The 23,407-nt window shown below is 57.8% G+C and carries 22 protein-coding genes and 4 pseudogenes; 14 read left to right on the top strand and 12 right to left on the bottom strand.

Going from position 1 to position 23,407, the window contains the following annotated elements; all coding sequences use genetic code 11:
- Window positions 1–313: 313 nt before the first annotated feature.
- The gene (locus TRM7615_RS21980; protein WP_108791793.1) at window positions 314–1,141 is read right to left on the bottom strand and encodes a SapC family protein; all 828 of its coding nucleotides are present in this window, start codon (window positions 1,139–1,141) and stop codon (window positions 314–316) included.
- Window positions 1,142–1,363: 222 nt separating this feature from the next.
- Between TRM7615_RS21980 and TRM7615_RS26270 the strand changes: the two genes are divergently transcribed.
- Window positions 1,364–1,768, top strand: a complete 405-nt coding sequence (locus TRM7615_RS26270) for a GFA family protein (protein ID WP_108791791.1) — start codon at window positions 1,364–1,366, stop codon at window positions 1,766–1,768.
- Between the two features lie 545 nt (window positions 1,769–2,313).
- On the opposite strand, the pseudogene TRM7615_RS21965 reads toward TRM7615_RS26270, so the two are convergent.
- Window positions 2,314–2,865, bottom strand: a pseudogene (locus TRM7615_RS21965) (IS5 family transposase); the annotation flags it as partial.
- Between TRM7615_RS21965 and TRM7615_RS21960 the strand changes: the two are divergent.
- Window positions 2,860–3,462 (top strand): annotated as a pseudogene (locus TRM7615_RS21960) (tyrosine-type recombinase/integrase); the annotation flags it as partial. The pseudogenes TRM7615_RS21965 and TRM7615_RS21960 overlap by 6 nt on opposite strands.
- 337 nt (window positions 3,463–3,799) lie before the next feature.
- On the opposite strand, the gene TRM7615_RS21950 reads toward TRM7615_RS21960, so the two are convergent.
- Genes TRM7615_RS21950 through TRM7615_RS21940 form a run of 4 tightly spaced genes read right to left on the bottom strand, consistent with a single transcriptional unit; the run spans window position 3,800 to window position 5,573 of the window.
- Window positions 3,800–4,057, bottom strand: coding sequence for a type II toxin-antitoxin system ParD family antitoxin (locus TRM7615_RS21950; RefSeq protein WP_108791787.1), 258 nt, complete (start codon window positions 4,055–4,057; stop codon window positions 3,800–3,802).
- A 55-nt stretch (window positions 4,058–4,112) separates the two neighbouring features.
- Window positions 4,113–4,304: a replication initiation protein RepC gene (gene repC / locus TRM7615_RS26010; RefSeq protein ID WP_235824179.1), complete on the bottom strand. Its 192-nt coding sequence runs from the start codon at window positions 4,302–4,304 to the stop codon at window positions 4,113–4,115.
- Window positions 4,301–5,008, bottom strand: coding sequence for a helix-turn-helix domain-containing protein (locus TRM7615_RS21945; protein ID WP_235824183.1), 708 nt, complete (start codon window positions 5,006–5,008; stop codon window positions 4,301–4,303). The genes repC and TRM7615_RS21945 overlap by 4 nt, the downstream gene beginning before the upstream one ends.
- A gap of 34 nt (window positions 5,009–5,042) precedes the next feature.
- On the bottom strand, window positions 5,043–5,573 hold the full coding sequence (locus TRM7615_RS21940) for a hypothetical protein (protein ID WP_181893221.1): 531 nt from the start codon (window positions 5,571–5,573) through the stop codon (window positions 5,043–5,045).
- 185 nt (window positions 5,574–5,758) lie between these two features.
- On the opposite strand from TRM7615_RS21940, the gene TRM7615_RS21935 reads away from it, so the two are divergent.
- From TRM7615_RS21935 to TRM7615_RS21900, 8 genes are all read left to right on the top strand, one after another.
- Window positions 5,759–6,859, top strand: a complete 1,101-nt coding sequence (locus tag TRM7615_RS21935; protein ID WP_108791785.1) for an MHYT domain-containing protein — start codon at window positions 5,759–5,761, stop codon at window positions 6,857–6,859.
- Window positions 6,860–6,995: 136 nt separating this feature from the next.
- Window positions 6,996–7,850: an FAD binding domain-containing protein gene (locus TRM7615_RS21930; RefSeq protein ID WP_108791782.1), complete on the top strand. Its 855-nt coding sequence runs from the start codon at window positions 6,996–6,998 to the stop codon at window positions 7,848–7,850.
- Window positions 7,851–7,863: 13 nt separating this feature from the next.
- The gene (locus tag TRM7615_RS21925; RefSeq protein ID WP_108791780.1) at window positions 7,864–8,358 is read left to right on the top strand and encodes a (2Fe-2S)-binding protein; all 495 of its coding nucleotides are present in this window, start codon (window positions 7,864–7,866) and stop codon (window positions 8,356–8,358) included.
- Window positions 8,355–10,781, top strand: a complete 2,427-nt coding sequence (locus tag TRM7615_RS21920; RefSeq protein WP_108791778.1) for an aerobic carbon-monoxide dehydrogenase large subunit — start codon at window positions 8,355–8,357, stop codon at window positions 10,779–10,781. Before TRM7615_RS21925 ends, TRM7615_RS21920 begins: the two co-directional genes overlap by 4 nt.
- Window positions 10,782–10,915: 134 nt before the next feature.
- Entirely contained in the window at window positions 10,916–11,764 is an 849-nt protein-coding gene (locus TRM7615_RS21915) for an AAA family ATPase (RefSeq protein ID WP_108791937.1), read from the top strand.
- Complete coding sequence (locus TRM7615_RS21910; protein WP_108791776.1) at window positions 11,761–12,945, top strand: vWA domain-containing protein; 1,185 nt, start codon at window positions 11,761–11,763, stop codon at window positions 12,943–12,945. The genes TRM7615_RS21915 and TRM7615_RS21910 overlap by 4 nt, the downstream gene beginning before the upstream one ends.
- Window positions 12,942–13,730, top strand: a complete 789-nt coding sequence (locus tag TRM7615_RS21905) for an XdhC family protein (protein WP_108791774.1) — start codon at window positions 12,942–12,944, stop codon at window positions 13,728–13,730. The genes TRM7615_RS21910 and TRM7615_RS21905 overlap by 4 nt, the downstream gene beginning before the upstream one ends.
- Window positions 13,731–13,866: 136 nt before the next feature.
- Complete coding sequence (locus TRM7615_RS21900) at window positions 13,867–14,319, top strand: SRPBCC family protein (protein WP_108791772.1); 453 nt, start codon at window positions 13,867–13,869, stop codon at window positions 14,317–14,319.
- Between the two features lie 33 nt (window positions 14,320–14,352).
- Here the strand turns inward: TRM7615_RS21900 and TRM7615_RS21895 are convergent, their stop codons facing one another.
- Complete coding sequence (locus tag TRM7615_RS21895) at window positions 14,353–15,303, bottom strand: formylglycine-generating enzyme family protein (protein WP_108791770.1); 951 nt, start codon at window positions 15,301–15,303, stop codon at window positions 14,353–14,355.
- A 178-nt stretch (window positions 15,304–15,481) separates the two neighbouring features.
- Here TRM7615_RS21895 and TRM7615_RS21890 point away from each other — a divergent pair, with 178 nt between their 5' ends.
- Entirely contained in the window at window positions 15,482–17,092 is a 1,611-nt protein-coding gene (locus TRM7615_RS21890) for a GMC family oxidoreductase (protein WP_108791935.1), read from the top strand.
- A 127-nt stretch (window positions 17,093–17,219) separates the two neighbouring features.
- Here TRM7615_RS21890 and TRM7615_RS21885 read toward each other — a convergent pair whose 3' ends face one another.
- The 3 genes and pseudogenes from TRM7615_RS21885 to TRM7615_RS21875 form a co-directional block, all read right to left on the bottom strand.
- Window positions 17,220–17,996, bottom strand: a complete 777-nt coding sequence (locus TRM7615_RS21885; RefSeq protein WP_108791768.1) for an alpha/beta fold hydrolase — start codon at window positions 17,994–17,996, stop codon at window positions 17,220–17,222.
- A gap of 10 nt (window positions 17,997–18,006) precedes the next feature.
- Window positions 18,007–18,204: pseudogene (gene thmT, locus TRM7615_RS21880) on the bottom strand (2-hydroxymuconate tautomerase); the annotation flags it as partial.
- 26 nt (window positions 18,205–18,230) lie between these two features.
- Window positions 18,231–19,271 carry an LLM class flavin-dependent oxidoreductase gene (locus tag TRM7615_RS21875; protein ID WP_108791764.1) on the bottom strand — a complete coding sequence of 347 codons (1,041 nt, stop codon included), beginning with the start codon at window positions 19,269–19,271 and terminating at the stop codon, window positions 18,231–18,233.
- Window positions 19,272–19,369: 98 nt separating this feature from the next.
- Between TRM7615_RS21875 and TRM7615_RS21870 the strand changes: the two genes are divergently transcribed.
- Complete coding sequence (locus TRM7615_RS21870; RefSeq protein WP_125133727.1) at window positions 19,370–20,191, top strand: LysR family transcriptional regulator; 822 nt, start codon at window positions 19,370–19,372, stop codon at window positions 20,189–20,191.
- A gap of 112 nt (window positions 20,192–20,303) precedes the next feature.
- Here TRM7615_RS21870 and TRM7615_RS21865 read toward each other — a convergent pair whose 3' ends face one another.
- Together TRM7615_RS21865 and TRM7615_RS21860 are read right to left on the bottom strand one after the other, a co-directional pair.
- Window positions 20,304–22,040 (bottom strand): choline dehydrogenase, encoded by a 1,737-nt coding sequence (locus TRM7615_RS21865; protein WP_108791760.1) that lies wholly within the window; start codon window positions 22,038–22,040, stop codon window positions 20,304–20,306.
- A gap of 5 nt (window positions 22,041–22,045) precedes the next feature.
- A complete protein-coding gene (locus TRM7615_RS21860) occupies window positions 22,046–22,405 on the bottom strand; it encodes a cupin domain-containing protein (RefSeq protein ID WP_108791758.1) in 360 nt (119 codons plus the stop codon).
- A 148-nt stretch (window positions 22,406–22,553) separates the two neighbouring features.
- Between TRM7615_RS21860 and TRM7615_RS21855 the strand changes: the two genes are divergently transcribed.
- Together TRM7615_RS21855 and TRM7615_RS26180 are read left to right on the top strand one after the other, a co-directional pair.
- Window positions 22,554–23,132: a TetR family transcriptional regulator C-terminal domain-containing protein gene (locus tag TRM7615_RS21855; protein ID WP_108791756.1), complete on the top strand. Its 579-nt coding sequence runs from the start codon at window positions 22,554–22,556 to the stop codon at window positions 23,130–23,132.
- 151 nt (window positions 23,133–23,283) lie between these two features.
- Window positions 23,284–23,407: pseudogene (locus TRM7615_RS26180) on the top strand (sulfopyruvate decarboxylase subunit alpha); the annotation flags it as partial.

The following is a 23,407-nucleotide window of genomic DNA, read 5'->3' as shown; positions in this document are numbered from 1 at the left end:
TGTTCATCACCTGGGGTCATCGGTGCGAAGAAACGCTACACACCTAAAAGCGTAGATGAAATTTATGTTATCCGAAGATCGCCAAAACGAAAAATGAACCATTTCACACAACGTCGAAACATACTGTTTTCAGATCAAAGGCAATCCGCGGAGAACAAGAAAAAATCGTAAAATTTCAGATTCTTATGCCGCCTGAGCCGAGGTTAATTGATCACTGACCATCACAAATAACCGGCTCAAATCATCAATCATCTTTAGCCAGCGTGTGTTTCGTCAGTGATTCGCAAGTTAACTAGTTGGCCGGAGGCGGCACTTACCCCTCGTCTTCACCGGGTTCGATAGCAACGTCACCTTGTTCAGCAACATCCATTATTTTCCCCAGTGCCTGAGCAACAGTAGGCTCCTCCGGGGCTTCGCTGCCTCGGTCCGCAGCACGCTGCGCGATCGCCTCAATGTGACGTAGGGACGCGAGATGGAGATACACGCATTCCAGTTCGTCATTTGCGAACATTTCCCGCAGCTCGCCGTCATCAATGTTTTTGAGGGCCTCCCGATCAACGGTCAGGAATCCGCCGAGACGCTGCCCTTCTCCGTCAGGGTTTCGCCAATTGGCCTCGGCTGGACGAAGCAGCCCCAAGCGAGAAAGCCGACTACAGAATGCTTGCGTTCTGGCAAACGACGCCTGGTATTCCTGCAAGAAACCCAGAACTGTTTTCAGATAGCCCGTGTGATTGCCTTCAACATCAAAAAGCCTTTCACCACGCCCCTCAAAGTTGCAGCCTTCAAAAGCTTGATCAACAAAAAGTATGAGCTGCCCATCCTTTGTCTCGTCGCTGAAGACGAACGGGTATCGACGCAGAAAAGCCGGAACATAACTTCCTGTCCAACCTCCTTCAGCATCAACGAAAACATTCTCTTCTTTTCCGAAGCCAAGTATAGCAGCAGGAACGATGTTGTCTCCTTCACCGGTGAAAACGATTGGATAGCTGGCTGATGCCTGTGCAAATTCCGCGGCGGTCAAGGGCACCGAATTGATACTGGCGGCAAACTGAAAACTGGTTCCTGGCTTAATGCAAAGTTCTGCATGGTTCTGCGCGTTTAGCGGAACTGGGTCTTTGTAGATCAAAACCTGTGTTGGCATCTGCTCGTATCCTTTCCTTGTCCCTAGAAAACCTGTAAATTCACAGTTTGTCAGCTACCCAAACCGTTTGTCGCAGCATATGCAACAGAATATCTTTGTATAAGGCGCGCCAGAGCAGCCCAGCTTGCGACTTCCAAACAAAGAAACCAATCCCGTAATTGCTTTCTTTTTAGTCACATAGTCACCATGGCCGACAGGTTTCGCTGAAAGGGAGGATGCGCAATGGCAGAGATCATGCACCGTGGAGGATGCCTGTGTGGTTCAATCCGATTTGAGACAACCGCCAAGGCTGAAAACCCACACACTTGTTCTTGCAAAATGTGTCAACGACACACCGGATCTCTTAGCGCCGCTTGGGTCGAATTCCCAAAATCTGCTGTGTCCTGGACGGGAGAAGGTGGCCCCCCTTCGACGTACCGCTCATCCGCGATTTCCAGCCGCGCTTTTTGCCCGGCTTGCGGTAGTACAATCGGTGCAATTGATGACCAACCAACGATTGCCCTTTTGGTTGGGTGTTTCGACACAACGGAACACGACGATCTGATTGCCTCTTCACACAGCTTTCAATCCTATCAGCCGAAGTGGTGGAACATCAAAACTCAGCTGGCACAAGACCAGCCGGACTAAGCCCAATAGAGGCTGCAACAGGGAAACGATGTAGCAACAAGTTGCTAGAACCGCTCCTATTGATCAGAGTGTCAGCGATTGGGTTTGCGTGGTGGAACTAGTTTATCGATGAGACACAGCAAGAGTCTGACGCGAGCCTGATTGCCCTGGCAATCCGATCTGTCGGCACGCCCGTATTCATTCAGCATCTATTGGATTTCATGCGCAACGCTGCTTCATTTCATGGCGTTTTTGGGGTCTGATCCGGCTGGAGGCAGAATGCCACCCTAAGAATTTTCGCGATGACGTTTCATAATGTCGAGAACAGTGGTTTTGCTGTTGCCCAGATCGCGGGCAATTCATCAGTACGATCACCCAGCCAACAGGCTAGATTCTCAGGATCACTCGCAGCCTCAGCCTCCTTGATAATCTCACCATGCTCGCTGATCACCCAGATCGCAGTCTTGGCGAGTGATACATCCAATCTAAGGAACGGTCTCATCCCGTCGTCTTCCATATAGGTTCAATACGGGAATGGCGGCAGCGCGGTGCGGATCTGACAAATGCTAACGGCGGTGTGTGACGCAGGCCCCGTTACGGCATCTCATTGCGTTTCTTAGCCAGTAGATGACGGTTGCCACGAGAGCGATGGCTGACAGGAATACCTTCAGGCGCCTGTCGTAACCTGTAGCCACACGCCACCAGTTCTGGAGCCTTCCGAACATGAACTCGATCTGATTACGCCGCTTATAGCGTCGCTTATCGTATTTCACGGTCTTTACGCGTTGTTTTCGCCTTGGAATACATGCGCGTATCCCTTTGTCTTGCAACGCTTCTCTGAACCATTCGGCATCGTAGCCGCGATCCCCGAGTAGCTAATCGACCTTTGGGAGGCTAATGAGCAAAGCTCGCACGCCGATGTAATCGCTCACCTGGCCGGCGGTCACGAACAGATCAAGCAATCGCCCTGGGCTATCGCAGATGGCGTGCAGCTTGGAGTTCATGCCGCCTTTGGTTCGCCCGATCAGGTGTTCACGCCCCCCCTTTTTTACGACCATACTGGCCGCTGTGCGGTTTGCCTTCAGACAGGTTACGTCGATCATAACGGTCTTCTCTTCGCCATGGTGGCCACCCTGCCCTTTGACCTGCGCGGGTTGCGGGACCGGGCGATCCAGCTGCTGGGTTATGCCGGTGATCTCAGACGCTCGGAAATTGTCAACCTGGATGCGGGCAAGGACGACACCTTTGACAGCGGCGGCTGAATCGACATCCTCGATGATGGCGCCGTGCTGACCCTGAACGCCAAAACCGGCTGGCGCGAGGTCGAAATCGGACGCGGTTCCTCGGACCAGACCTGCCCCGTCCAAGCCCTAGAACAGTGGCTGCACTTAGCCAAGATCGACTTTGGCCCGGTTTTTGTGCGCACCTGCCGTGACGGCAAACGCGCGCTGGACACCCGCCTGTCAGACAAACACGTCGCCCGCCTGATCAATCAATCCGTCCTGAAATCCGGCATCCGGTCAAAGCTGCCAGAGCAGGAGCGCCTCGCGCTCTTCTCAGGCCACTCCCTGCGCGCCGGTCTCGCCACGTCGGCCGAGGTCGACGAACGCTATGTGCAAAAACAACTCGGTCACGCCTCAGCCGAAATGACCCGCCGCTACCAACGCCAACGCAACAGATTCCGCGTCAACCTCACCAAAGCCGCAGGGCTGTGAGGCGATCAGCCATCGCCTTTTCGGAGCGCTTCGAGAGCTGCAATATGGCGCGGAAGGTCACTGCGGGAATGCAGGATATCAACAAAGACGATGTATTCGAGCCGACCCAGGAACACCACAAAATGCTCCCCTACCCTGAAATACCTGAGGTCTGTGACCCCATCGACCAGAACCGAACAACTTCGGCTATAGGCCTGACCATTCACAAGCGCTTCGCAACGGGAAGTGAACTCTACCTCATAGATATCCCGCTAACGTGCTCCGAACGTTTCCACCGTCCAGCGTGCGATTTCGCCCAAGCTCGCTTCGGCGCGGCGGGTCAGCCGAAAGGGTCGGCTCATGACGTCGTTCGCGCCCTCGCAAAGGCCCTGCGAACCGCATCTGCGCCGCTACCGTCGGCCAGATCACCCGTGTCGGCCTGCCTGAGACCTTCAATCAGCCCGTTCCGAATGTCGGCAAGCTGTGCTTCTTCCTGCTCCATAAGCCGCAATCCAGCGCGCATCGCTTCGCTCACATTCTGATAGCGACCAGACGCGACCAAAGCCTGTACCAATTGATCCTGCGTATCAGTCAGGACAACGTTGCGAGTAACCATGTGATCTGCCTACTCCTTGGCAGTACATGGCAATGTCAGTCGCCCTTCAAAATCCTTACGCTGCTTGTTCACTCAATCGACCGTAGAAGCTACGCTCGAGATGCAACTCCCCTGCCCCAGCTTTTTGCACCATGCCACGCAGGTATCCGCCAGGAGAGGCAACTTCGTCGGCGCAATGCTTATCGCAGGTCAAAACCAGCGCTGCCGTCGCGATTTGAGGTCCAAGCCGGTCTTGCGCGACGTTCAAGGCATGCTGAGAACGCCGATCATTGGCCCGAGTTTTCCCGCCACCCGGTGAAGATCGCTCCAATCCTTCAGATATCCACCCATATTGCGCGCCCAGGATGCGGTTTCAGGAAAAGCCTGCATCACTGACGGCAAATCAAGCGCCGTTTCGCGCTTTTTGCGTGTTTCTTCCACCCATTCTTCCAACTCACTATCCGCCGGATCTTTGGTTTGAGACTTCGGCGCTGCGTCGGCCCTATGTTCATCTATTGAGCGAATACAGATTACAGGATTAAGTTGATTAGTAGTTAGTATGTGAGGTTCGGGAATGACCTCCGTGGGGTCCATTTCTTGAGTCTTACTAGGCACTTGTTCCTTGATTTCAGCGGGGTTATCCACAACTTCATCCGTTCCTTGTGCTTCGAAATACGTAGCCTCCACACGGTCCTGAAGCTCTTTGAACCCTGCCAATAGCTTTGAGAGTGTCTCAGAGGTCGTATTTCGGCGCGGAAGGCGTTTCAAAAGGTCTTCAAACAACTCGGCGAGATACGTCCAGGAGCCGCTCAGCGCTGCTTCAATCCGCGCGTGGATCATTCGGCGCGCAACCGTGATCTGACACTTCAGACGCATGCAGAGCTCACGTTCGCCTTGCAATACGGCCTGAAGCTGTTCGACCTCAGCAGCGCGTGCTGAAAGCGGCGAAAGGTCGAAGCCATAAGCCTCGATGATCGCTCCATTCTCGTCCCGACGCCCTCATCGCTTAGGCCATTGCGCCCATGGTGAACTTGGAAATCAGCTGACCCCTGTCATAGCCGTTGGCCGCATCATAGCCACCTTCGGACAGTGCTGCATGTTTGATCATGTGGGTCGGGACTTCGTGGCCGGTCATGACGCCGGGCCATGCAGGCATCGCACCGTCATAGAACTTGCCCGAGATGTTCTTGCCTTTGGAAATTTCGTTTAGCGTGGTCTGCTTGATCTTGAAATCGCCCTTGGAGGTCGGGGCGACAATGTCCAGATCACCTTCGGCGCCGTTGAAGTAGGACAGCAGAGCGCCCTCAACTTCTGCCGCGTTTGCGCCACCGTCACCTTTGCCGGCCAGTTTCTTCAAGCTGTCGTGCAGAAGATGGCGCGCCGCTTGACCGGAATAGGAAACCGATTTGGTTTTGTCGCCCGCATAGCCTTTGACCGTGATCGGGAACGGGCCATAGGTTTCAGCAGCGTAAGTGGCGCCGGCAAACAGGGTTGTTGCGACAAGCGCGGTTGTCAGTTTCAAAGACGTGCGGGGCATTTTTTTGCCCTTTGTGAATGCTTGAGTGATTTGCTCAAGACATAATTACCGAGTGAAACACTAAATTTTTACCCCTGCTATCAAGTCCGAATTCGATGCATGATGAAATTCATCGCGTTTTGTCATCCTCGAACCCGTGACTTCCTGAGTTTGCAAAGCCGCCTGTGGTGCTGCATTGTCCCGGGATGGAATTTCTGAACGTCGGACATAACCCCTGGCTGGTGGCCGTATCGCTGGTTGTTGCCTTGGTGGCTGGTGCCACCGGTCTGACCTTGACCAAGGACCTGTCGAGTAAATCCGTACCGCAGCGCAAGCTGGCTGTTTCTCTGGCCGCCATTGCGCTTGGAGGTGGCATCTGGTCGATGCATTTCGTGGCGATGCTGGGGATGCAGTTGCCGATCCTGTTCTACTACGATGCGGCGATCACGCTGACATCGGCCTTGATTGCGATCCTGATGGTGGGCTTTGCGCTGGTGCTGTTGCATTTCACCACGCGCAGCAAAGCGGTCATCGTGTCTGCCGGGGCAATCGTTGGTGCTGGCATCCTGGCGATGCATTATGTCGGCATGGCCGGTATGCAGTTGTGCCGCGCGGTTTACACACCCTTTGGTGTCCTCAGTTCGTCAGCGCTGGCCATCGGGCTTTGCATCCTGGCCTTTGGCACCGCCTATGGTGTGCGGTCGAACCGCAACATCATCATCGGTACGTTGTGTTTCGGATTTGCCGTGTTCTCGGTGCATTTCCTGGCGATGGAGACGACCAATTTCGTCGCTCTGCCCGAGATCCGCGAGTTTGGCCCTTTGATCAGCAACGAGGTCATGGCAATCGGCGTCATCCTGTCGAGCTTTGTGATCTTTGGCGCATTCCTGTGGGTGGGCTCGACCTATCTGATGCCCGCCCCTGCCCGGCCTGAAATCACTGATCCCCCGTTGGCTCCCGCTCCAGATCCGCTCCCGCATGACACGCGCATCCCCTGCGAGCGTGATGGGGGCAAGGTGTTCATTCCAGCCGCTGACGTGGCCTTTGTCCGGGCCGACGGGCACTACACCCAAGTCTACACCGACACTGAACGCCATTTCTGCGTTTGGCCGATCACCGAGGCCACCAAGCGCCTGACCTCGAACGGATTCATCAAGGTGCATCGCAGCTACATCGTGAACCCCAACAAGGTTTCCCGGTTCGAACGGGCCAAGGACAAAGGGCGCTGCACCTTTGAACCCGCCAGCTTGCCGCCCGTCCCCGTTAGCCGCTCGCATCTGAAAGAAGCGCAAGACGCCTTTCAGTGATCCAGCGGCGCAACTCGTGCAACCGACGGCGCATTTCGTGCAAAACACGCGAAAACAAAGCGTTATTTAAAGCCTTCTGCAGTTGCGCCATGCAGCCTTTCGCTCAGCCAGAAAATTGCTGAAGGGAGGAGAGGCAATGATTCCAGCGGCCTTTGAATACCATCGACCCAAGGATCTAGAGGGTGTTTTGTCCGTGCTTGTTGAGCATGGCGACGACGCCCGCGTCCTTGCGGGGGGGCACAGCCTGATCCCGATGATGAAACTGCGCATGGCAGACGTCGAACATCTGATCGACCTGCAGGATGTCGCCGGAATGTCCGGCATTGCCGTTGACGGCGGTTCGGTGCGCATCGGTGCGATGACGACGCAAAATGACATCATCACCAGTGACGCGCTCGCGGGTGCTGCTCCGATCATGCACGAAGCCGCTCTTCAGATCGCGGACCCACAGGTCCGGTACATGGGCACCGTCGGTGGTAACGTTGCTAACGGTGATCCCGGCAACGACATGCCAGGGCTGATGCAGTGTCTGGATGCGACATTCACATTGGTGGGTCCGGACGGGGAGCGCACGGTGGCGGCGCGTGAATTCTACGAAGCCGCTTATATGACCGACCGTGATGATGCAGAGGTTTTGACGGCCGTCAGCTTCGCAGCGCAAGCTGGTGGTTATGCCTATGAGAAACAGAAACGCAAAATTGGTGATTACGCGACAGCCGCCGCAGCCGTGCTGCTGACCAAAGAAGGCGGCGTGTGCACTTCTGCCTCGATCGCGATGACCAATCTCAGCGACACGCCGATCTGGTCTGAAGCAGCTGGCGCTGCGCTCGCCGGGACATCGGTCGATGACGCTGCAATCTCGGCCGCGGTCGGCGCCATGCTGGGCGACATCGACCCGACCGAAGACAACCGCGGGCCCATCGAATTCAAACGCCACGCTGCATCTGTCGTCTTGGGCCGCGCCATCGCGCGCGCCTGGTCGCGAGCCTGAGGGAGAGGACACCATGTCAGGTAAGAAACATATCACCATGACCGTGAACGGCGAAGCGCAAGAGTTTCTGGCCGAACCGCGCGAGTTGCTCATTCACACCCTGCGTGAACGGTTGAACATAACCGGGCCGCACATCGGTTGCGAGACCTCGCATTGTGGGGCGTGCACCGTGACGCTCGACGGAAAATCCGTGAAATCCTGCACTGTCTTTGTGGCGCAGGCCGATGGCGCGGACATCACGACCATCGAAGGTTTGGGTAATCCCGACAGCCTGCATGTGCTGCAAGAGGCATTCAAGGAACATCACGGGCTGCAATGCGGCTTCTGTACGCCGGGGATGATTACACGTGCGTCCAAGTTGTTGGAAGAAAATCCGTCCCCGACTGAAGAAGAAGTTCGCTTTGGCATGGCTGGCAACATCTGCCGCTGCACCGGTTATCAGAACATCGTCAAGTCCATCCTCGCCGCCGCGACCGAGATGAACGCAGCCAAGGAGGCCGCAGAATGAACAAGGAGCTTACACGCGAAGAACGCACTGACGCACTCGGCGGGATGGGTTGCAAACGCAAACGCGTCGAAGATGCCAGGTTCACCCAAGGCAAGGGTAACTATGTCGACGACATCAAGCTGCCGGGTATGCTGCACGGCGATTTCGTGCGCTCGCCCTATGCCCACGCAAAGGTCGTATCGATCAACACAGACGCCGCCATGGCGCTGGACGGGGTGGTCGCAGTTCTGACCGCGGCCGATTTGGCCCCACTAGGTTTGCATTGGATGCCGACGCTTGCGGGCGACAAGCAGATGGTTCTGGCCGACGGCAAGGTTCTGTTTCAGGGGCAAGAGGTTGCCTATGTTGTCGCCAAGGACCGCTACATCGCCGCTGATGCCGTGGAATTGGTCGAGGTCGAATATGAGGAACTGCCGGTTCTGACCGATCCCTTTGCCGCCATGGAGTCGGACGTGGTGCTGCGAGAGGATCTGATGGGCGAAGGCGGTGCGTTGCCGGACGGTGCCCATGGGCCACGCAAACATCACAACCACATCTTCACCTGGGAAGTCGGTGAAAAAGAAGCGACCCAACAAGTGCTGGATGAGGCTGATGTCGTCGCTGAAGAAATGGTCTATTACCACCGCACCCACCCCTGCCCGCTGGAAACCTGCGGCTGCGTGGCGTCGATGGACAAGGTCAACGGCAAACTGACCCTGCACGGCACCTTTCAGGCACCGCACGCGATCCGCACGGTCGTGTCGCTGATCTCAGGGATAGAAGAGCACAACATCCGCGTGATTTCGCCCGACATCGGCGGGGGCTTTGGCAACAAGGTGGGGGCTTATCCCGGCTATGTCTGCTCGGTCGTTGCGTCCATCGTGACCGGCGTGCCGGTGAAATGGGTCGAAGATCGGATGGAAAATCTGATGACCACGGCCTTTGCCCGCGATTATCACATGCACGGCAAGATCAGCGCCACCAAAGAAGGCAAGATCACCGGCTTGTGGTGTCACACCACTGCAGATCACGGCGGGTTCGACGCCTGTGCTGACCCGACCAAGTTCCCGGCCGGCTTCATGAACATCTGCACCGGATCTTACGACATCCCGACCGCCTATCTGGCTGTTGATGGTGTCTATACCAACAAGGCGCCGGGCGGTGTATCCTATCGCTGTTCGTTCCGCGTGACTGAGGCCGCGTATTTCATCGAACGCATGGTCGAAATCCTTGCGATCGAGCTGAACATGGACGCAGCCGAGTTGCGCCGGATCAACTTCATCAAAAAAGATCAGTTCCCCTATCAGTCCGCTTTGGGATGGGAATACGATTCAGGCGACTATCACACCGCTTGGGACAAGGCGCTGAAAGCTGTCGACTACGATGGTCTGCGAGCAGAACAGGCGCAGCGGGTCGAGGACTTCAAAGCGGGCAAAACCCGCAAGCTGATGGGTATTGGCCTGACGCATTTCACGGAAATCGTTGGAGCCGGGCCGGTCAAGAACTGTGACATCCTGGGTCTTGGCATGTTCGACAGCTGTGAGATCCGTATTCACCCGACCGGGTCAGCGATTGCACGGCTTGGCACCATCAGCCAGGGCCAGGGGCACGCCACGACATTTGCTCAGATCCTGGCAACCGAGATTGGCCTGCCCGCCGACAGCATCACCATCGAAGAAGGTGACACCGATACCGCGCCTTATGGTCTGGGTACTTATGGCTCGCGGTCGACCCCGGTTGCGGGTGCTGCCACGGCGATGGCCGGGCGCAAGATCCGCGCCAAGGCGCAGATGATCGCGGCCTATCTGCTGGAGGTGCACGACGATGACGTGGAATTCGACGTCGACCGGTTCGTGGTCAAAGGCGCACCCGAGAAGTTCAAGACGATGAAAGAGATCGCCTTTGCCGCCTACAATCAGGCCATCCCCGGGATCGAACCTGGTCTGGAAGCGGTGAGCTACTACGATCCGCCCAACATGACCTATCCCTTTGGCGCCTATGTCTGTGTGATGGACATCGATGTGGACACGGGCGTGACGGACATCCGCCGTTTTTATGCGCTGGATGACTGTGGCACCCGGATCAACCCGATGATCATCGAGGGGCAGGTGCATGGTGGGCTGACCGAAGCGCTGGCCGTCGCCCTAGGGCAGGAGATCGCCTATGACGACATGGGCAACGTGAAGACCGGCACGCTCATGGACTTCTTCCTGCCAACTGCGTGGGAGGTGCCCAACTATGAGACCGACCACACCGTCACCCCCAGCCCGCACCATCCCATTGGGGCCAAGGGCGTGGGTGAGAGCCCCCATGTTGGCGGTGTACCGTGCTTTTCGAACGCGGTGAACGATGCATTCCGTGCATTCGGACTGCGTCACACCCATATGCCGCATGATCATTGGCGGATCTGGAAGACTGCCAATGAATTGGGGCTGCACGGCTAAAGAAAGGGTTTCGGATCGGCAAAGCCGATCCGACCAATGCGGAGGGGGAGACCCCCTCCGCACCTCCCCCCTTTTTTGTCGCAGAACGAAACCTTGGGAAAAGCATTGTGACCTATTTGGACCTGAAACGGGACATGGCGAAGGCCGGTTATGTCGCCTCGGATGATCTGGCCATGGCGCTACATCTGTCGCTTTCACTGAGGCGACCCTTGCTCCTGGAAGGGGCCGCGGGCGTTGGCAAAACCGAAGTGGCCAAGGTTCTGGCCAGCTTGCGTGACACGCGACTGATCCGGTTGCAATGCTACGAGGGACTGGATGCAGCGCAGGCAATCTACGAATGGAATTATCAACGTCAATTGCTGGCCATCCGGACAGCGTCGGAGGCCGGAGAAACCGGGCAAACGGTCGAGGACCGCATTTTCTCACGAGAGTATCTGCTGGAGCGACCGCTGCTTGCGGCTATCTCCCAATCTGTCGCTCCAGTCCTGCTGATCGACGAGATTGACCGGGCCGACGAAGAATTCGAAGCCTTTCTGTTGGAAATCCTGGCCGACTATCAGGTGACTGTCCCTGAGCTTGGAACGATAACAGCTACCGCCACACCGCACGTCATCTTGACCTCGAACGGCACCCGCGACCTGTCGGATGCGCTGCGGCGCCGCTGCTTGTTTGCTTATGTCGATTATCCCGATCGCGATACCGAGCTTGCGATCCTGAATGCGCGCTGCGGGGGGATCGAGGCGCGATTGGCACAACAAATCATCGGGTTCGTGCAGACCTTGCGAAAAGAGGAACTTGAAAAAGTGCCTGGCGTCGCAGAGACGCTGGATTTTGCCGCTGCGCTGATGGGGCTAGGAATTGCCGATCTGACCGATGATCCGGCAGCCTTGCAGGCCAGCCTGACAACACTGCTGAAAACCCAATCCGATCGCGCCCACATCACCACCGAGGTGGCGCAGCGCATCGCGGGGAAAGCGGCATGAGCCGGGTCACCAAATTTGCGGGCCGCGATCCCGGCGCCACGGCGCGAATGGCGGGGTTTCTTGCGCATCTGCGTCACAACGGGATGCGCTTGGGTGTTCGGGAAACCGAGACAGCCATGTCCGCGTTGATCCATGTTGACGCCGCCCAGCCGAGCGAGGCGCGCGGGGCACTGAAGGCAGTTTGCACGGGCTGCAAGGAAGATGCTCGCCGATTCGACGACTTGTTCAACAGTTACTGGATGGACGGCGGTCGGGTGCATCAGAAAATCGTGGCAAAGCCCAAGCCACAAACCGGCAATGACGCGGTACATTCGTCCCGCGAGGCGGGTGGTCAGGATGGCTCTGGTGCGGGCCAATCCACCGCGCCAGAGGGTGGTCAAGGCGAGGCCGAAAGCGATGGTGAAGGCAAGCTGATCGCCAGCGAGGTGCGCAACCTGACCCGCAAGGATCTGCGTGATCTGGTCCGACCCGACGACATTGCTCAGGCCGAAGCCGTGGCGCGGCGACTTGGTGCGGCCCTCCGTGACAAGCGTTCGCGGCGGCGGATCGCGGCGCGCAAGGGGGACCGGTTGCATTTCCGCAAGACCATCCGCAGGAGCTTGGCAACAGGGGGCGAGCCTCTGCGTCTGTTCCGCAAATCCCGCCCCGATCGCGACCGCAAGATTGTTGCCTTGTGCGATGTGTCCGGTTCGATGAGCGTTTACGCGCAGGTGTTTCTGGCCTTTCTGGCCGGCTTGATGCGCGGCGATCCCAACGCCGATGCCTATCTGTTTCACACACGGCTTGTTCGGATCACCGACGCGTTGCGAGATCGTGATGCCATGCGGGCCATTGGGCGCATGTCGCTGATGGCCGACGGGTTCGGGGGCGGGTCCAAGATCGGCGAAAGCCTGGACCGTTTTGCCGGAACTTATGCCAAACGCTTTGTTGATGGCCGCTCGGTCGTGATGATCCTGTCGGATGGCTATGACACCTCTGATCCCGCGCGTCTGGACACGGCCCTGACCAAGCTGCGCAAGCGGGGATGCCGGATCATCTGGCTCAACCCGCTCAAAGGATGGCAAGATTACGCGCCTGTTGCCGCCGGAATGGCCGCAGCCTTACCGCATCTCGATCTGTTTGCATCGGCCAACACGCTGGATGATCTGGCGGCGTTGGAACGCGAGGTTGTCAAGCTATGACCCCGGCCGAGATCCTGTCCACCGAACTGGCCGAAGTCGCTCAATCCCTGCGCGACCGCGAAGAGCCGTTTGCCTTTGCCACCATCGTGCGAACCGCAGGGGTCACTGCTGCCAAGCCGGGCGCCAAGGCGTTGATCGGATCGGACGGCACCATCCTGCACGGGTTCCTGGGCGGTGGATGCACCCGAGGTGCGGTCAAACGGGCGGCTCTTGAGGCGTTGGCAACCGGGTCGCCCGCCCTGATCTCGGTAGCGCCCGAAGAGCTGCTGTCCGAGATGGGCGTTTCACCCGGTGAAGAAACCGACGGTGTAAAATACGCGCGAAACGGTTGCCCGTCGCGTGGCACCGTAGACATTTTTATCGAACCCTGCCTGCCGATGCCCGAGTTGGTTGTTCTGGGCACATCCCCGGTGGCCGAAGCCCTGGCGGAACTGGCCCCCCAATTTCATTGGTCAATCGCCCGAGACGTAGACAGCAACGCACGCGCACCCCGTACGCGCGCCATTGTAGTCGCCACGCAAGGACAAGGTGATCTTGCCGCACTGAAATCTGCCCTTGGGGTCGATGTCGTGCATCTGGCCTTTGTCGGCAGCAAACGAAAGTTCGCAACACTGGCCGACAAACTGCGAGGTGACACGCCACAAGACCGGATTAATCGGATTTCAGCCCCCGCAGGGTTGGATATCGGGGCTGTCACACCCGAAGAGATCGCATTGTCAATCCTGGCCGAATTGATCCAGGTGCGCCGGAGCGCCATCACGCGGGGGGCCAATGATGATCTCTGACCTCTTGCACCGGTGCACCCTGACTCTGGCTCGCGTGCTTACCCGTCTGAAACGACGTTGCGCACTGAGCCCCGAACAGGCGGACCAACTGGCCCGCATCAAATTTCCCTGCTGCTAAAGACAAGAAAGGAACCCCATGGAACTCTCTGATGAGATAAGGATCAGTGCGCCCAAAGACGTGGTGTATGCCGCCCTGAACAACCCCGAGGTGCTGCAGAAATGCATCCCAGGCTGTGAGGAATTGATCAAACATTCGGACGCTGAGCTTGAGGCCAAGGTTGTGCTCAAGGTTGGACCGGTGAAGGCACGGTTCAACGGTGACGTACAGCTGGACACCGCAGGCGCGCCGGATCAGTTTTCGCTGACCGGAAAAGGCAACGGTGGTGCGGCTGGTCACGCCAAGGGCGGCGCGGATGTGACGCTGACGGCAGACGGGGACGAGACGATATTGCGCTACGAGGCCAAGGCCCAGATCGGCGGCAAGCTGGCGCAATTGGGCAGCCGATTGATCCAGAGCACCGCCAAGAAGTTGGCCGCGAAATTCTTCAAGTCCTTCGCCGATGTCATGGCCGAAGATGGGGTCGCTTGATCCCCTGAATTAAGGCGTCTGGCCTGGTGGCGATCACTCAGCCATGGGCCAGACGATACGAAACCCGTGGTGGGTGGTGGCGCTGTCCGGCGACGTGCCCGAGCGTGCGGCCACCCGGTACCGATAGCAATAAGATCGGTGGCACAGGTAAGATCCGCCCTTGGACAGTTTGAACCCCTTCATCCCCGCCAGCCTTTGCCGGACGTGCTTTTTCAGGGACTTGATGCGAAACGGCTCGGATGTCCATTCCCAGACATTGCCGACGACGTTGTACAGGCCATAGCCGTTAGGTTCGAAACTACGCGCCGGCGCCGTGGCCAGATAGCCGTCGGCCCCAGTGTTAATCTTCGGAAACTGTCCTTGCCAGATGTTGCAAGGCATGAAGTCGGTGTCGTTGGGCTCTTGATCGCCCCAGGGAAACATCACTTCGCCCAAACCTCCGCGGGCTGCATGTTCCCATTCGGCCTCGGTCGGAAGCCGTCCGCCCACCCAAGCGGCATAAGCCTGTGCATCATTCCACGACACCTGAACAACCGGGTGATCCGGGAACCAGGCGTCTTTCTGCGTGCCTGGCCCGTTTATATCGCGCCAGTTCGCACCATCTTCGCGCCGCCACCATTCGGCACCTGGGACCGCTTGTTTGGGACCCACCCCAGCAGGCAGTTGTGACCAGAAGACAAACGACCAGCCGATCCTCTCGGCCTCGGTCACGTATCCCGTCGCCTCGACAAAGGCTTGGAATTGCGCGTTTGTCACGGCCGTTGCGGCCACGCGGAACGGTTTGACCTTAGCCTTGCGCAGCGGGTCTTCGCCATCATCGCGGATGATTGGCGTGTTGGTTCCGACCAAGGCTGTTCCGCCGGGGATCGATACAGCATCTTCGACGCGCAGCTGACCTTTGATTGGGCGGGTTTGAGATTTCGCCGTCTGTCGCTGTTCGGTCGCAGGCGGACAACATCGCGATTTTGGTAATTCTTGGGCCATACCAGTTCCTTATTGGCGCAAGCCGCCACGGTCCAGTCCGATTGCGTGTGTTTCCATGTCGCAATGGCGACCAAAACTTGGACAGAATGACGCGTGATGCTGGTAGCGGAACCTGTTGCGAAACCAAAGGGGCACGGTGATACTTGTCATGACAACTCCAATGGAAACAGGCAGGCGGATGACAGAACACAGTGTGCTGGACGGTGAATACGACTATGTCATCGTGGGGGCCGGGACAGCGGGGTGTGTGCTGGCCAACCGCCTGAGCGAAGACCCCGGCATTCGGGTTTTGCTGCTGGAGGCGGGGAAATCCGACAATTATCACTGGGTTCATATCCCGGTTGGATACCTTTATTGCATTGGCAATCCGCGCACCGATTGGATGATGAAAACGGCTGCCGAGCCCGGCTTGAACGGGCGCTCGCTTGTTTATCCGCGGGGCAAGGTCCTGGGCGGCTGCAGCTCGGTCAACGGGATGATCTACATGCGTGGTCAAGCGGCGGATTATGACGGCTGGCGGCAGATGGGGAATGCGGGATGGGGCTGGGACGATGTGCTACCCTACTTTCTGAAATCCGAAGATCACCACGAAGGCGACAGCGACATGCATCGCAAGGGTGGTGAGTGGAAGGTTCAGAAACAAAAGCTGAGCTGGGACATCCTGAAGGCGGTGCAAGAGGGCGCCAAGGAGTTCGGGATCACTCCGCGCGGTGACTTTAACGATGGCAACAACGAAGGGTCGGGTTTCTTCGAGGTCAACCAGAATAACGGCGTGCGTTGGAATACAGCCAAGGGGTTTCTAAGGCCGGCAATGAAACGCCCGAACTTACGGGTGCTGACCGAGGCCACGACCGACAGCCTGATCCTTGAGGGAAAGACCGTGCGCGGCATCCGCTTCCGCCGCAAGGGCCAGATGCTTGAGGCGCGGGCAAACCGCGAGGTATTGTTGGCGGCGGGTGCAATCAACTCGCCCAAGCTGCTCGAACTGTCAGGTATTGGTCGGGGCGATGTGTTGAACGCGCAGGGAATCGAGGTGCAGCACGAAAGCCCCGGCGTGGGCGAGAACCTGCAGGACCATTTGCAGATCCGCACCGTGTTCAAGGTGAAGAACGCGCAGACGCTGAACACTTTGGCCAATTCGATGTGGGGCAAGGCGCGGATCGCGTTGCAATACGGGCTGACCCAATCGGGGCCGATGTCGATGGCGCCCAGTCAGTTCGGCATGTTTACCAAATCAGACCCCTCACTGGCCACGCCTGATCTGGAATACCACGTACAACCGCTGTCGACGGACAAGCTGGGCGATCCGCTGCATCCGTTCCCGGCCATCACCGTCTCGGTTTGCAACCTACGCCCTGAAAGCGTCGGTCACTGCCACATCACAACCGCTGATCGCGATGCGCAACCCGACATCCGGCTCAACTATCTCTCGGCGCCGAGAGATCGGATGGTGGCGGCGAAATCGGTGCAGCAGGCCCGCCAGATCATGACCGCCGCCGCCCTTGAGCAATATGAGCCAGAAGAGATCCTGCCCGGTCCAACCGTTCAGAGCGACGCGGATCTCGTCAAAGCCGTAGGGGACATTGCAACCACCATTTTCCATCCCGTCGGCACGTGCAAAATGGGCACGGATGATTTGGCAGTGGTCGACCCAGAACTGCGGGTGCGTGGGTTGGACGGGCTACGTGTTGTGGATGCATCGATCATGCCCAAAATCGTCTCGGGCAACACTGCATCCCCTGTCATCATGATTGCTGAAAAAGCCGCAGACGTCATTCGGAAAGCGTAGACGCATCGTTTCAATCTCAGTTGACCGGTAAAATGCGGTTTTTCGCTCGGTCGAAATCGGAATGTCGACCACACACATGATCCCGCTTTCCGGCCCCACTCTGTGAAGCACACTGATCTTAAATCAACTAACGCAATGAGTTGACGAACCGGATCAGGTGTTCGGCCACAACCTCGCCCGCTTCCAGCAAGATCGAATGCCGCAACTCGGGCAGGATCACCAGGTCCGAGTGCGGCAGAGCCGCATTGATCAATCGGTTGAGGCGCGGATTGCAGCCACCATCGTTCTCTCCGGTCAGGACCAACGAAGGTGCGGAAACCTGATCCAGCCAAGGCGCCATTTCCGTCCCTGCATAGATGCGAAAGACGTTCAGAAAGACATCCGGATCGGTGTCCACGACCTGCTTCAGCCGGTTGCGTACGACATCCGGGTGAGAGGTCAGGAAATCATCGGTAAACCACCGCGCGGTCAGTGTTTCCAGCACTTGGGGAATGCCCTTCTCTTCCATCGCGTGGACAACACCCCAGACCTTGACGCTGTCATCATCGGTGCGGAAGGCGGCCGTAGACAACAGCCCCAGCGACAAAACCCGGTCGGGGTGCTTCAACGCGTACGCCGGACCGATCATTCCGCCCAGGGAATGCCCGGCGAAATGTGCCTGCTCAAACCCGGTGCGAGCGCGCAGAGCCTCGAGGTCGTTGACCAGCTCATCCAATCCGAATTCCCCATCAGGCATGGGAGAGGCCCCGTGCCCGCGCAGATCATAGGTGATCACGGTGAAATGACGTGTCAGCTCGGGCAACGCCCGTCTCCACGTATTGCGTGCGGCCCCGATCCCGTGGATCAGAAACAACGGCGGGCCGTCGCCCTGCACCGTGTATTCGCAGTCAATCACATCCATCATGATCACCCCACTAGTCCGGGAACTTTTCTGAACACAGTTGCCCACCCGATCCCCAGTTTCCCTTATCTACATCCGTAATCACCACATGGACACTGTCGGGGTTGCCTCCTGCCGCGCCCACAAAGGCCTCTGTCAGATCCTGGACCAGCGCGCGTTTTTGCTCTTCGCTACGGCCGGTGAACATTTCAACACGGATGATGGGCATAGTTGCCTTCCTTTTTCTTCAATACTCGATCACTCGGCGGCGACCGCTGGACGCCCGGTAAAATGGGGCATGACCTCTTCGCCGAAACATTGGATCGCCTCCAGTGTTTCCTGCGCATCGCAGCCAAAGTTGACGTTCAAGATAACCCGGTCAATGCCCAGATCAGCGTAAGGCGCCAGTTTGTCCACGATCTCTTGCGGTGTACCGATCAGCAGGCTTTCAGCCAACTCATCCATCGTCTGCTTGCGCGGCAGTTCACGGATCATGCCGCCGTCAACCTGCCCCGGCCCGGTGAAGACGTTGTCGAACCGGCTATAGTAACGGTGCGCAGCCTCGATCTTGGCTTGCCGGTCCGCCTGCGAGTGCGCGACAAATCCCACACGTGACAACGAGAGCGTCAGGTCACGCCCCGCGTCTCCCATCTCGTCCTTGGCACGATTGAACCCGCCCACCTGATCCAGCAGCAACTGATGATTGCCCGCAAGAGGCGTTGTCTGGATGTGAAATCCCCGTTTGGTGCAAGAATAGATCCCTTCGGGGTTCATCACCGCCATCATCATCTGCGGACCACCAGAGCGCAGCGGACGCGGCATGATGGTGATCGGCTCGAACTGATAGAACTCTCCATCCCAACTGACTTCTTCGCGGCTTAGAAGCGCCTGCAGCACATCCAGCGATTCATTGAACCGGGCCTGGGTCTCATCCATCGGGACGCCCAACCGCTCCATCTCGTACTTGAAGGCCCCTCGCCCGACTCCCAGCATCAGACGCCCCTCAGTAAAGATGTCGGCCACGACCACCTCACCCGCGTAGGTGCGCATATCATGCAGCGGCAGCACCACGATCGACGTCATGATCTTGATCCGCTGCGTATGCGCCGCAATCTTGACTGCAAATTGCAAGGGCGCGGGCATCATGAGGCAGTTGATCAGGTGATGTTCGGTGACAGACACCGCGTCGAACCCCAACCGGTCGGCCAGCTTGGCCTGCTCTAACATATCTGCATAGACCCGATCCCCGCCATAAGCCTTATCCGGATAATCGGCGGACAACTGAATGCTGAATTCCAATGTGAGGCCTCCCTTTCGCCCAAGGGTGCCAGAGATCTTTAAATCAGGAAAACGGATTTATTCTATCCTGTAATTCGAAATTATTGCACTATCGGCATATGAATATCACTGCAATCCAAACCTTTCTCAGCGTTGTGCGCACCAGAAACCTGAACCGTGCAGCAGAAGAGATGAACATTACCCAATCCGCCGTATCCGCCCGGCTGGACGGCTTGGAACACGCACTTGGCGCACAGCTTCTGATCCGGTCGCGCAAGGGGGCGACGCTTACGAAAGAAGGGTTTTCCTTTCTAGAACAGGCGCAGGTGATCGCGCGCGCATGGGACAATGCGCGCGCCCGGATCAGCCTGCCGCATGGCGTGACGACTGTTTTTAGCTTGGCATGTGATCCGGGCCTGTGGACTGGGTTGGGGCAGAGCTGGATTGACGACCTACGCAACCGCAACCCGGACACCGCGTTTGAAGTGTGGACAGCAGGAACAAGTGATGCTCGATCATGGTTGCAAAGCGGGATGAGCGATGCCGCTTTGCTGCCCGAGCCAATTACTGGACCCGATCTGAAAAGCCGCGTCTTCGACACGTACGAGCTGATGCAGGTTTCGACCCGCCCCCGCAAGGCAGTCGAGTGGCATCCAGATTATATCTATGTCAACTATGGCGAGGGTTTTCGGGCTCAACACGCAGAAACATGGCCCAGCGACGAAACCGCATCTGCATCCTTTTCCAACCCAGACTGGGCGTTGTCGCATCTTTTGGCGCACGGTGGCTCCGCTTACCTTCCCGAGCCGTTGATCACCTCGCATTTGCGCGATGGAACCCTGTACCAGGTTGAAAATGCCATAGCCTTTGAACGCCACTGCCACCTGTCTTGGCGTCTGGATCGTCAGGCCAGGTTTGCGTGGTTACCACAGGCGACATGACTACACCCAACACGTGCCGCTTGGGTGTGAGTCGCTTGCAATCGATGCGGATCTTCGGCCACGGCAAGGCGTTCATCGGCTTCGGCAGGTTCGGGGACATTGGGTCACCTGCTCACGAGTATGTAATGCCCCCTGTCATGGCCCTCTCCCGGGCAAAGATCGCCGCAGTGTCCGCTCCGTTCAAATCAAGCGCAATCTTGGCCGAGCGCTGCTGACCCTGCCAATCCCCATCCACCATTACAGGCGCTGTTTCGGCAACTGGCAGATGGGTGCCCAAGATCAAATCAGAAGCCCGTTCAGCCAACATCAGCGTGGGCACGTTAAGATCCCCTGCCGTGGCTTGCGGCATGACTGAGGCATCGACAACCCGCAGCCCGTCCACCCCATAGACACGCATGGTTTCGGGATTGACGACGGCCTGCGCGTCCGAACCCATCCGACAGGTGCCGCAAGGGTGATAGGCGCTTTCGACCTTGTCCTTGATGAACTGATCAATTTGGTCATTGCTGGTGCAGTCCGCCCCCGGCGCCAGCTCACGCCCGGCAAAGGCAGCCATGGCGGGTTGGGCAAAGATTTCGCGCGTCAGCCGCACACAGGCGCGCATCTCCCTCCAATCATCGGCGTGGCTCATATAGTTGAACTGCACACGAGGCGGCTTTGTCGCGTCGGATGGGTCCAACCGCACCCAACCCCGGCTTTTCGACCGTTTGGTGCCCACGTGGACCTGAAACCCGTGCCCCTTGGCCAAGGATTTCCCGTCATAGGAAATTGCCAACGGCAGGAAATGAAACTGAATGTCCGGATAGCTGACCCCTGCCCTGCTCCGGATGTGCGCTCCCGCCTCGAAATGATTGGTCGCGCCCAACCCGTCGCGTCGCAAAAGCCACCGCAGCCCGATCCGGGCCTTCCCGAACAGGCTCATATGCGGAAATAGCGACACCGGCTGCGTGCATTCCTGCTGAACGTAGAGTTCCAGGTGATCCATCAGGTTGCCGCCCACACCTGGCAAATCATGTACCACCGGAATTCCCGCTTTCTGCAGCTCTGCACCTGGCCCGATGCCAGAGCGTTGCAAGACAGCCGGAGACATGATCGACCCGGATGACAGGATCACCTCATCCCCCAAGGCTTTGATGATCTGCCATTTTCGCCCATACTCCACCCCAATCGCGCGGCGCCCCTCGGTCACGATCCGGGTTGTTTGGGCATGGGTCACGACCCGAACGTTGCCCCGCGCCATCGCCGGCCGCAAATAGGCCACTGCCGCGCTGCACCGCTCGCCGCCCTTTACGTTCATCTCCATCGGGCCGAACCCCTCATGCTGGAGATCATTCATGTTGGCACTGCGGGCATATCCCGCCTGAACACCGGCCTCGACAAACGCCTGATAAAGCGGGTTTGCCTCGACCCCGCGCGTGACATGAATCGGACCACCATGTCCACGCAACACGCCCATGTCAGTGGCGTGCTCCAACCTTTGGAAATAGGGCAGCACCGTGGACCAGCGCCATCCGACAGCACCATGATCGGCCCACAATTCGTAATCCATGGGATTGCCGCGCACATAACACATCCCGTTGATCGAACTGGACCCGCCCAGCCCCTTGCCACGGGGCAGGTTCATCACCCGGCCATCCAGATAAGGTTCCGGTTCGGTGACAAAACCCCAGTTGAACCGCCGGGTGTTCATCGGGATCGACAGCGCCGACGGCATCCGCACAATGGTTGCGCGATCATCGCCACCGGCCTCGATCACCAGAATGCGTTTGCGGGTGTCCTTGCCCAATCGATAGGCCAGCACACAACCCGCTGATCCAGCGCCAACGATGATGTAGTCGTAGCGCTCCATCCCGGTCAGCGGATCATCGCCATGAATTTGACGACCGTTTGCGGCTGCTTCCAGGTGCCGGTGAACCCTTTGGGCAGCAGGAACGCCTGACCGGGGCCAAAGGTGTCGGTTGTGCCATCCGGATAGATCAATTCGACCATGCCGCTGATCATGTACATGAACTCGTCATATTCGTAGTCGACGATTTCGTCGGTGTAGGGTTCACATTTCCAAGTCCCCACCCGCGCCTCGTCAGACGCCCGGTCGATCACCAGGTTCTCCCACTCGGTGGGAGACGCTTTTTCGGGCGCGGTCATTTCCATCTGACGCGGCTTGGCCAGCAAATCGTGGGAGTTGGCATCAGTCAGATCAAGAGCGCGGATCATGTTGGGCCTCTGGGTGGTGAGTTTTCAAAGTTGCTAGCATTGACTGAACTGCGGTTCAACGATTGATTGAACCACAGTTCAACAAACTGACTGGCGCTTGGTAGTGAGGACAGGTAACAACGGGACGACCCTGCCAGACGGAACGCCCATGTCACGCGCCTCGGACACAGAACATCGCAAGCTGCAGATCATCCACTCCGCCATGGATGAATTGGTTGAAAAAGGGTTCTGCGCCTTGAAAATCCGTGATGTCGCACAGAGAGCCAATGTTTCGGCCGGGTTGATATGCCATCACTTCGACACCAAGCATGGGCTGCTTCTGGCAATGATCCGACACGCGATCACAAGCTACGACTCCCAGCTCTCGGCGGTTTCAAACCAGGACGCGGCGCCGCGGGATCGTGTTCTGGCGTTGGTGCGGATGGCCCTGGCCCCGGAACTGTCCAACCGGCGACTGTCGTCCGTTTGGCTCACCCTGTATTATCTTGCCGGGTCAGATGCGGACTGCCACGCCGAGCTGCTGCGGTATCAGCGGATGAATTTGGATGTCATCACACAAGCGATCATCCCCTTGTTCGCGCCTGAAGTGGCAGAAAAGAAAGCACATATGATCGTGGCTTTGATGGATGGGGTCTGGCTGCAACATGCAACCCGCGCCGATCCCGTCGATCTGGAAGCCGCACAGGCACTCGTCGTCCAAATGACCGAACACGCATTGGTATCCTGATACCAAGCGTCTCTGACACCTCTCAGTCACCGTCAAATTTTCTGTTTTGCAATTTCCAATTAAGTGTTCTGCAATCGCCAAGTATGTGCTTTGAAACGCGCGAAAACTGCCTGAAAGGGAAGGAAACCTTGAAGCAGTCGAAAGGCGACCAATGACCATAGACAAGAGGATCACGGATGATCTGATCTCGAACGGGATCGAATTCGTGACGACCGTTCCGTGTAAACAACTGGCCGGGGTGATCGACGAGGTCGACAAACGCCCCGAGATCCAGC

It is taken from the genome of Falsiruegeria mediterranea M17 (assembly GCF_900302455.1).
GTDB lineage: Bacteria > Pseudomonadota > Alphaproteobacteria > Rhodobacterales > Rhodobacteraceae > Falsiruegeria > Falsiruegeria mediterranea.
The sequence above is the reverse complement of the archived record's forward strand: the minus strand, read 5'-3'. Positions and strand labels throughout refer to the sequence as shown.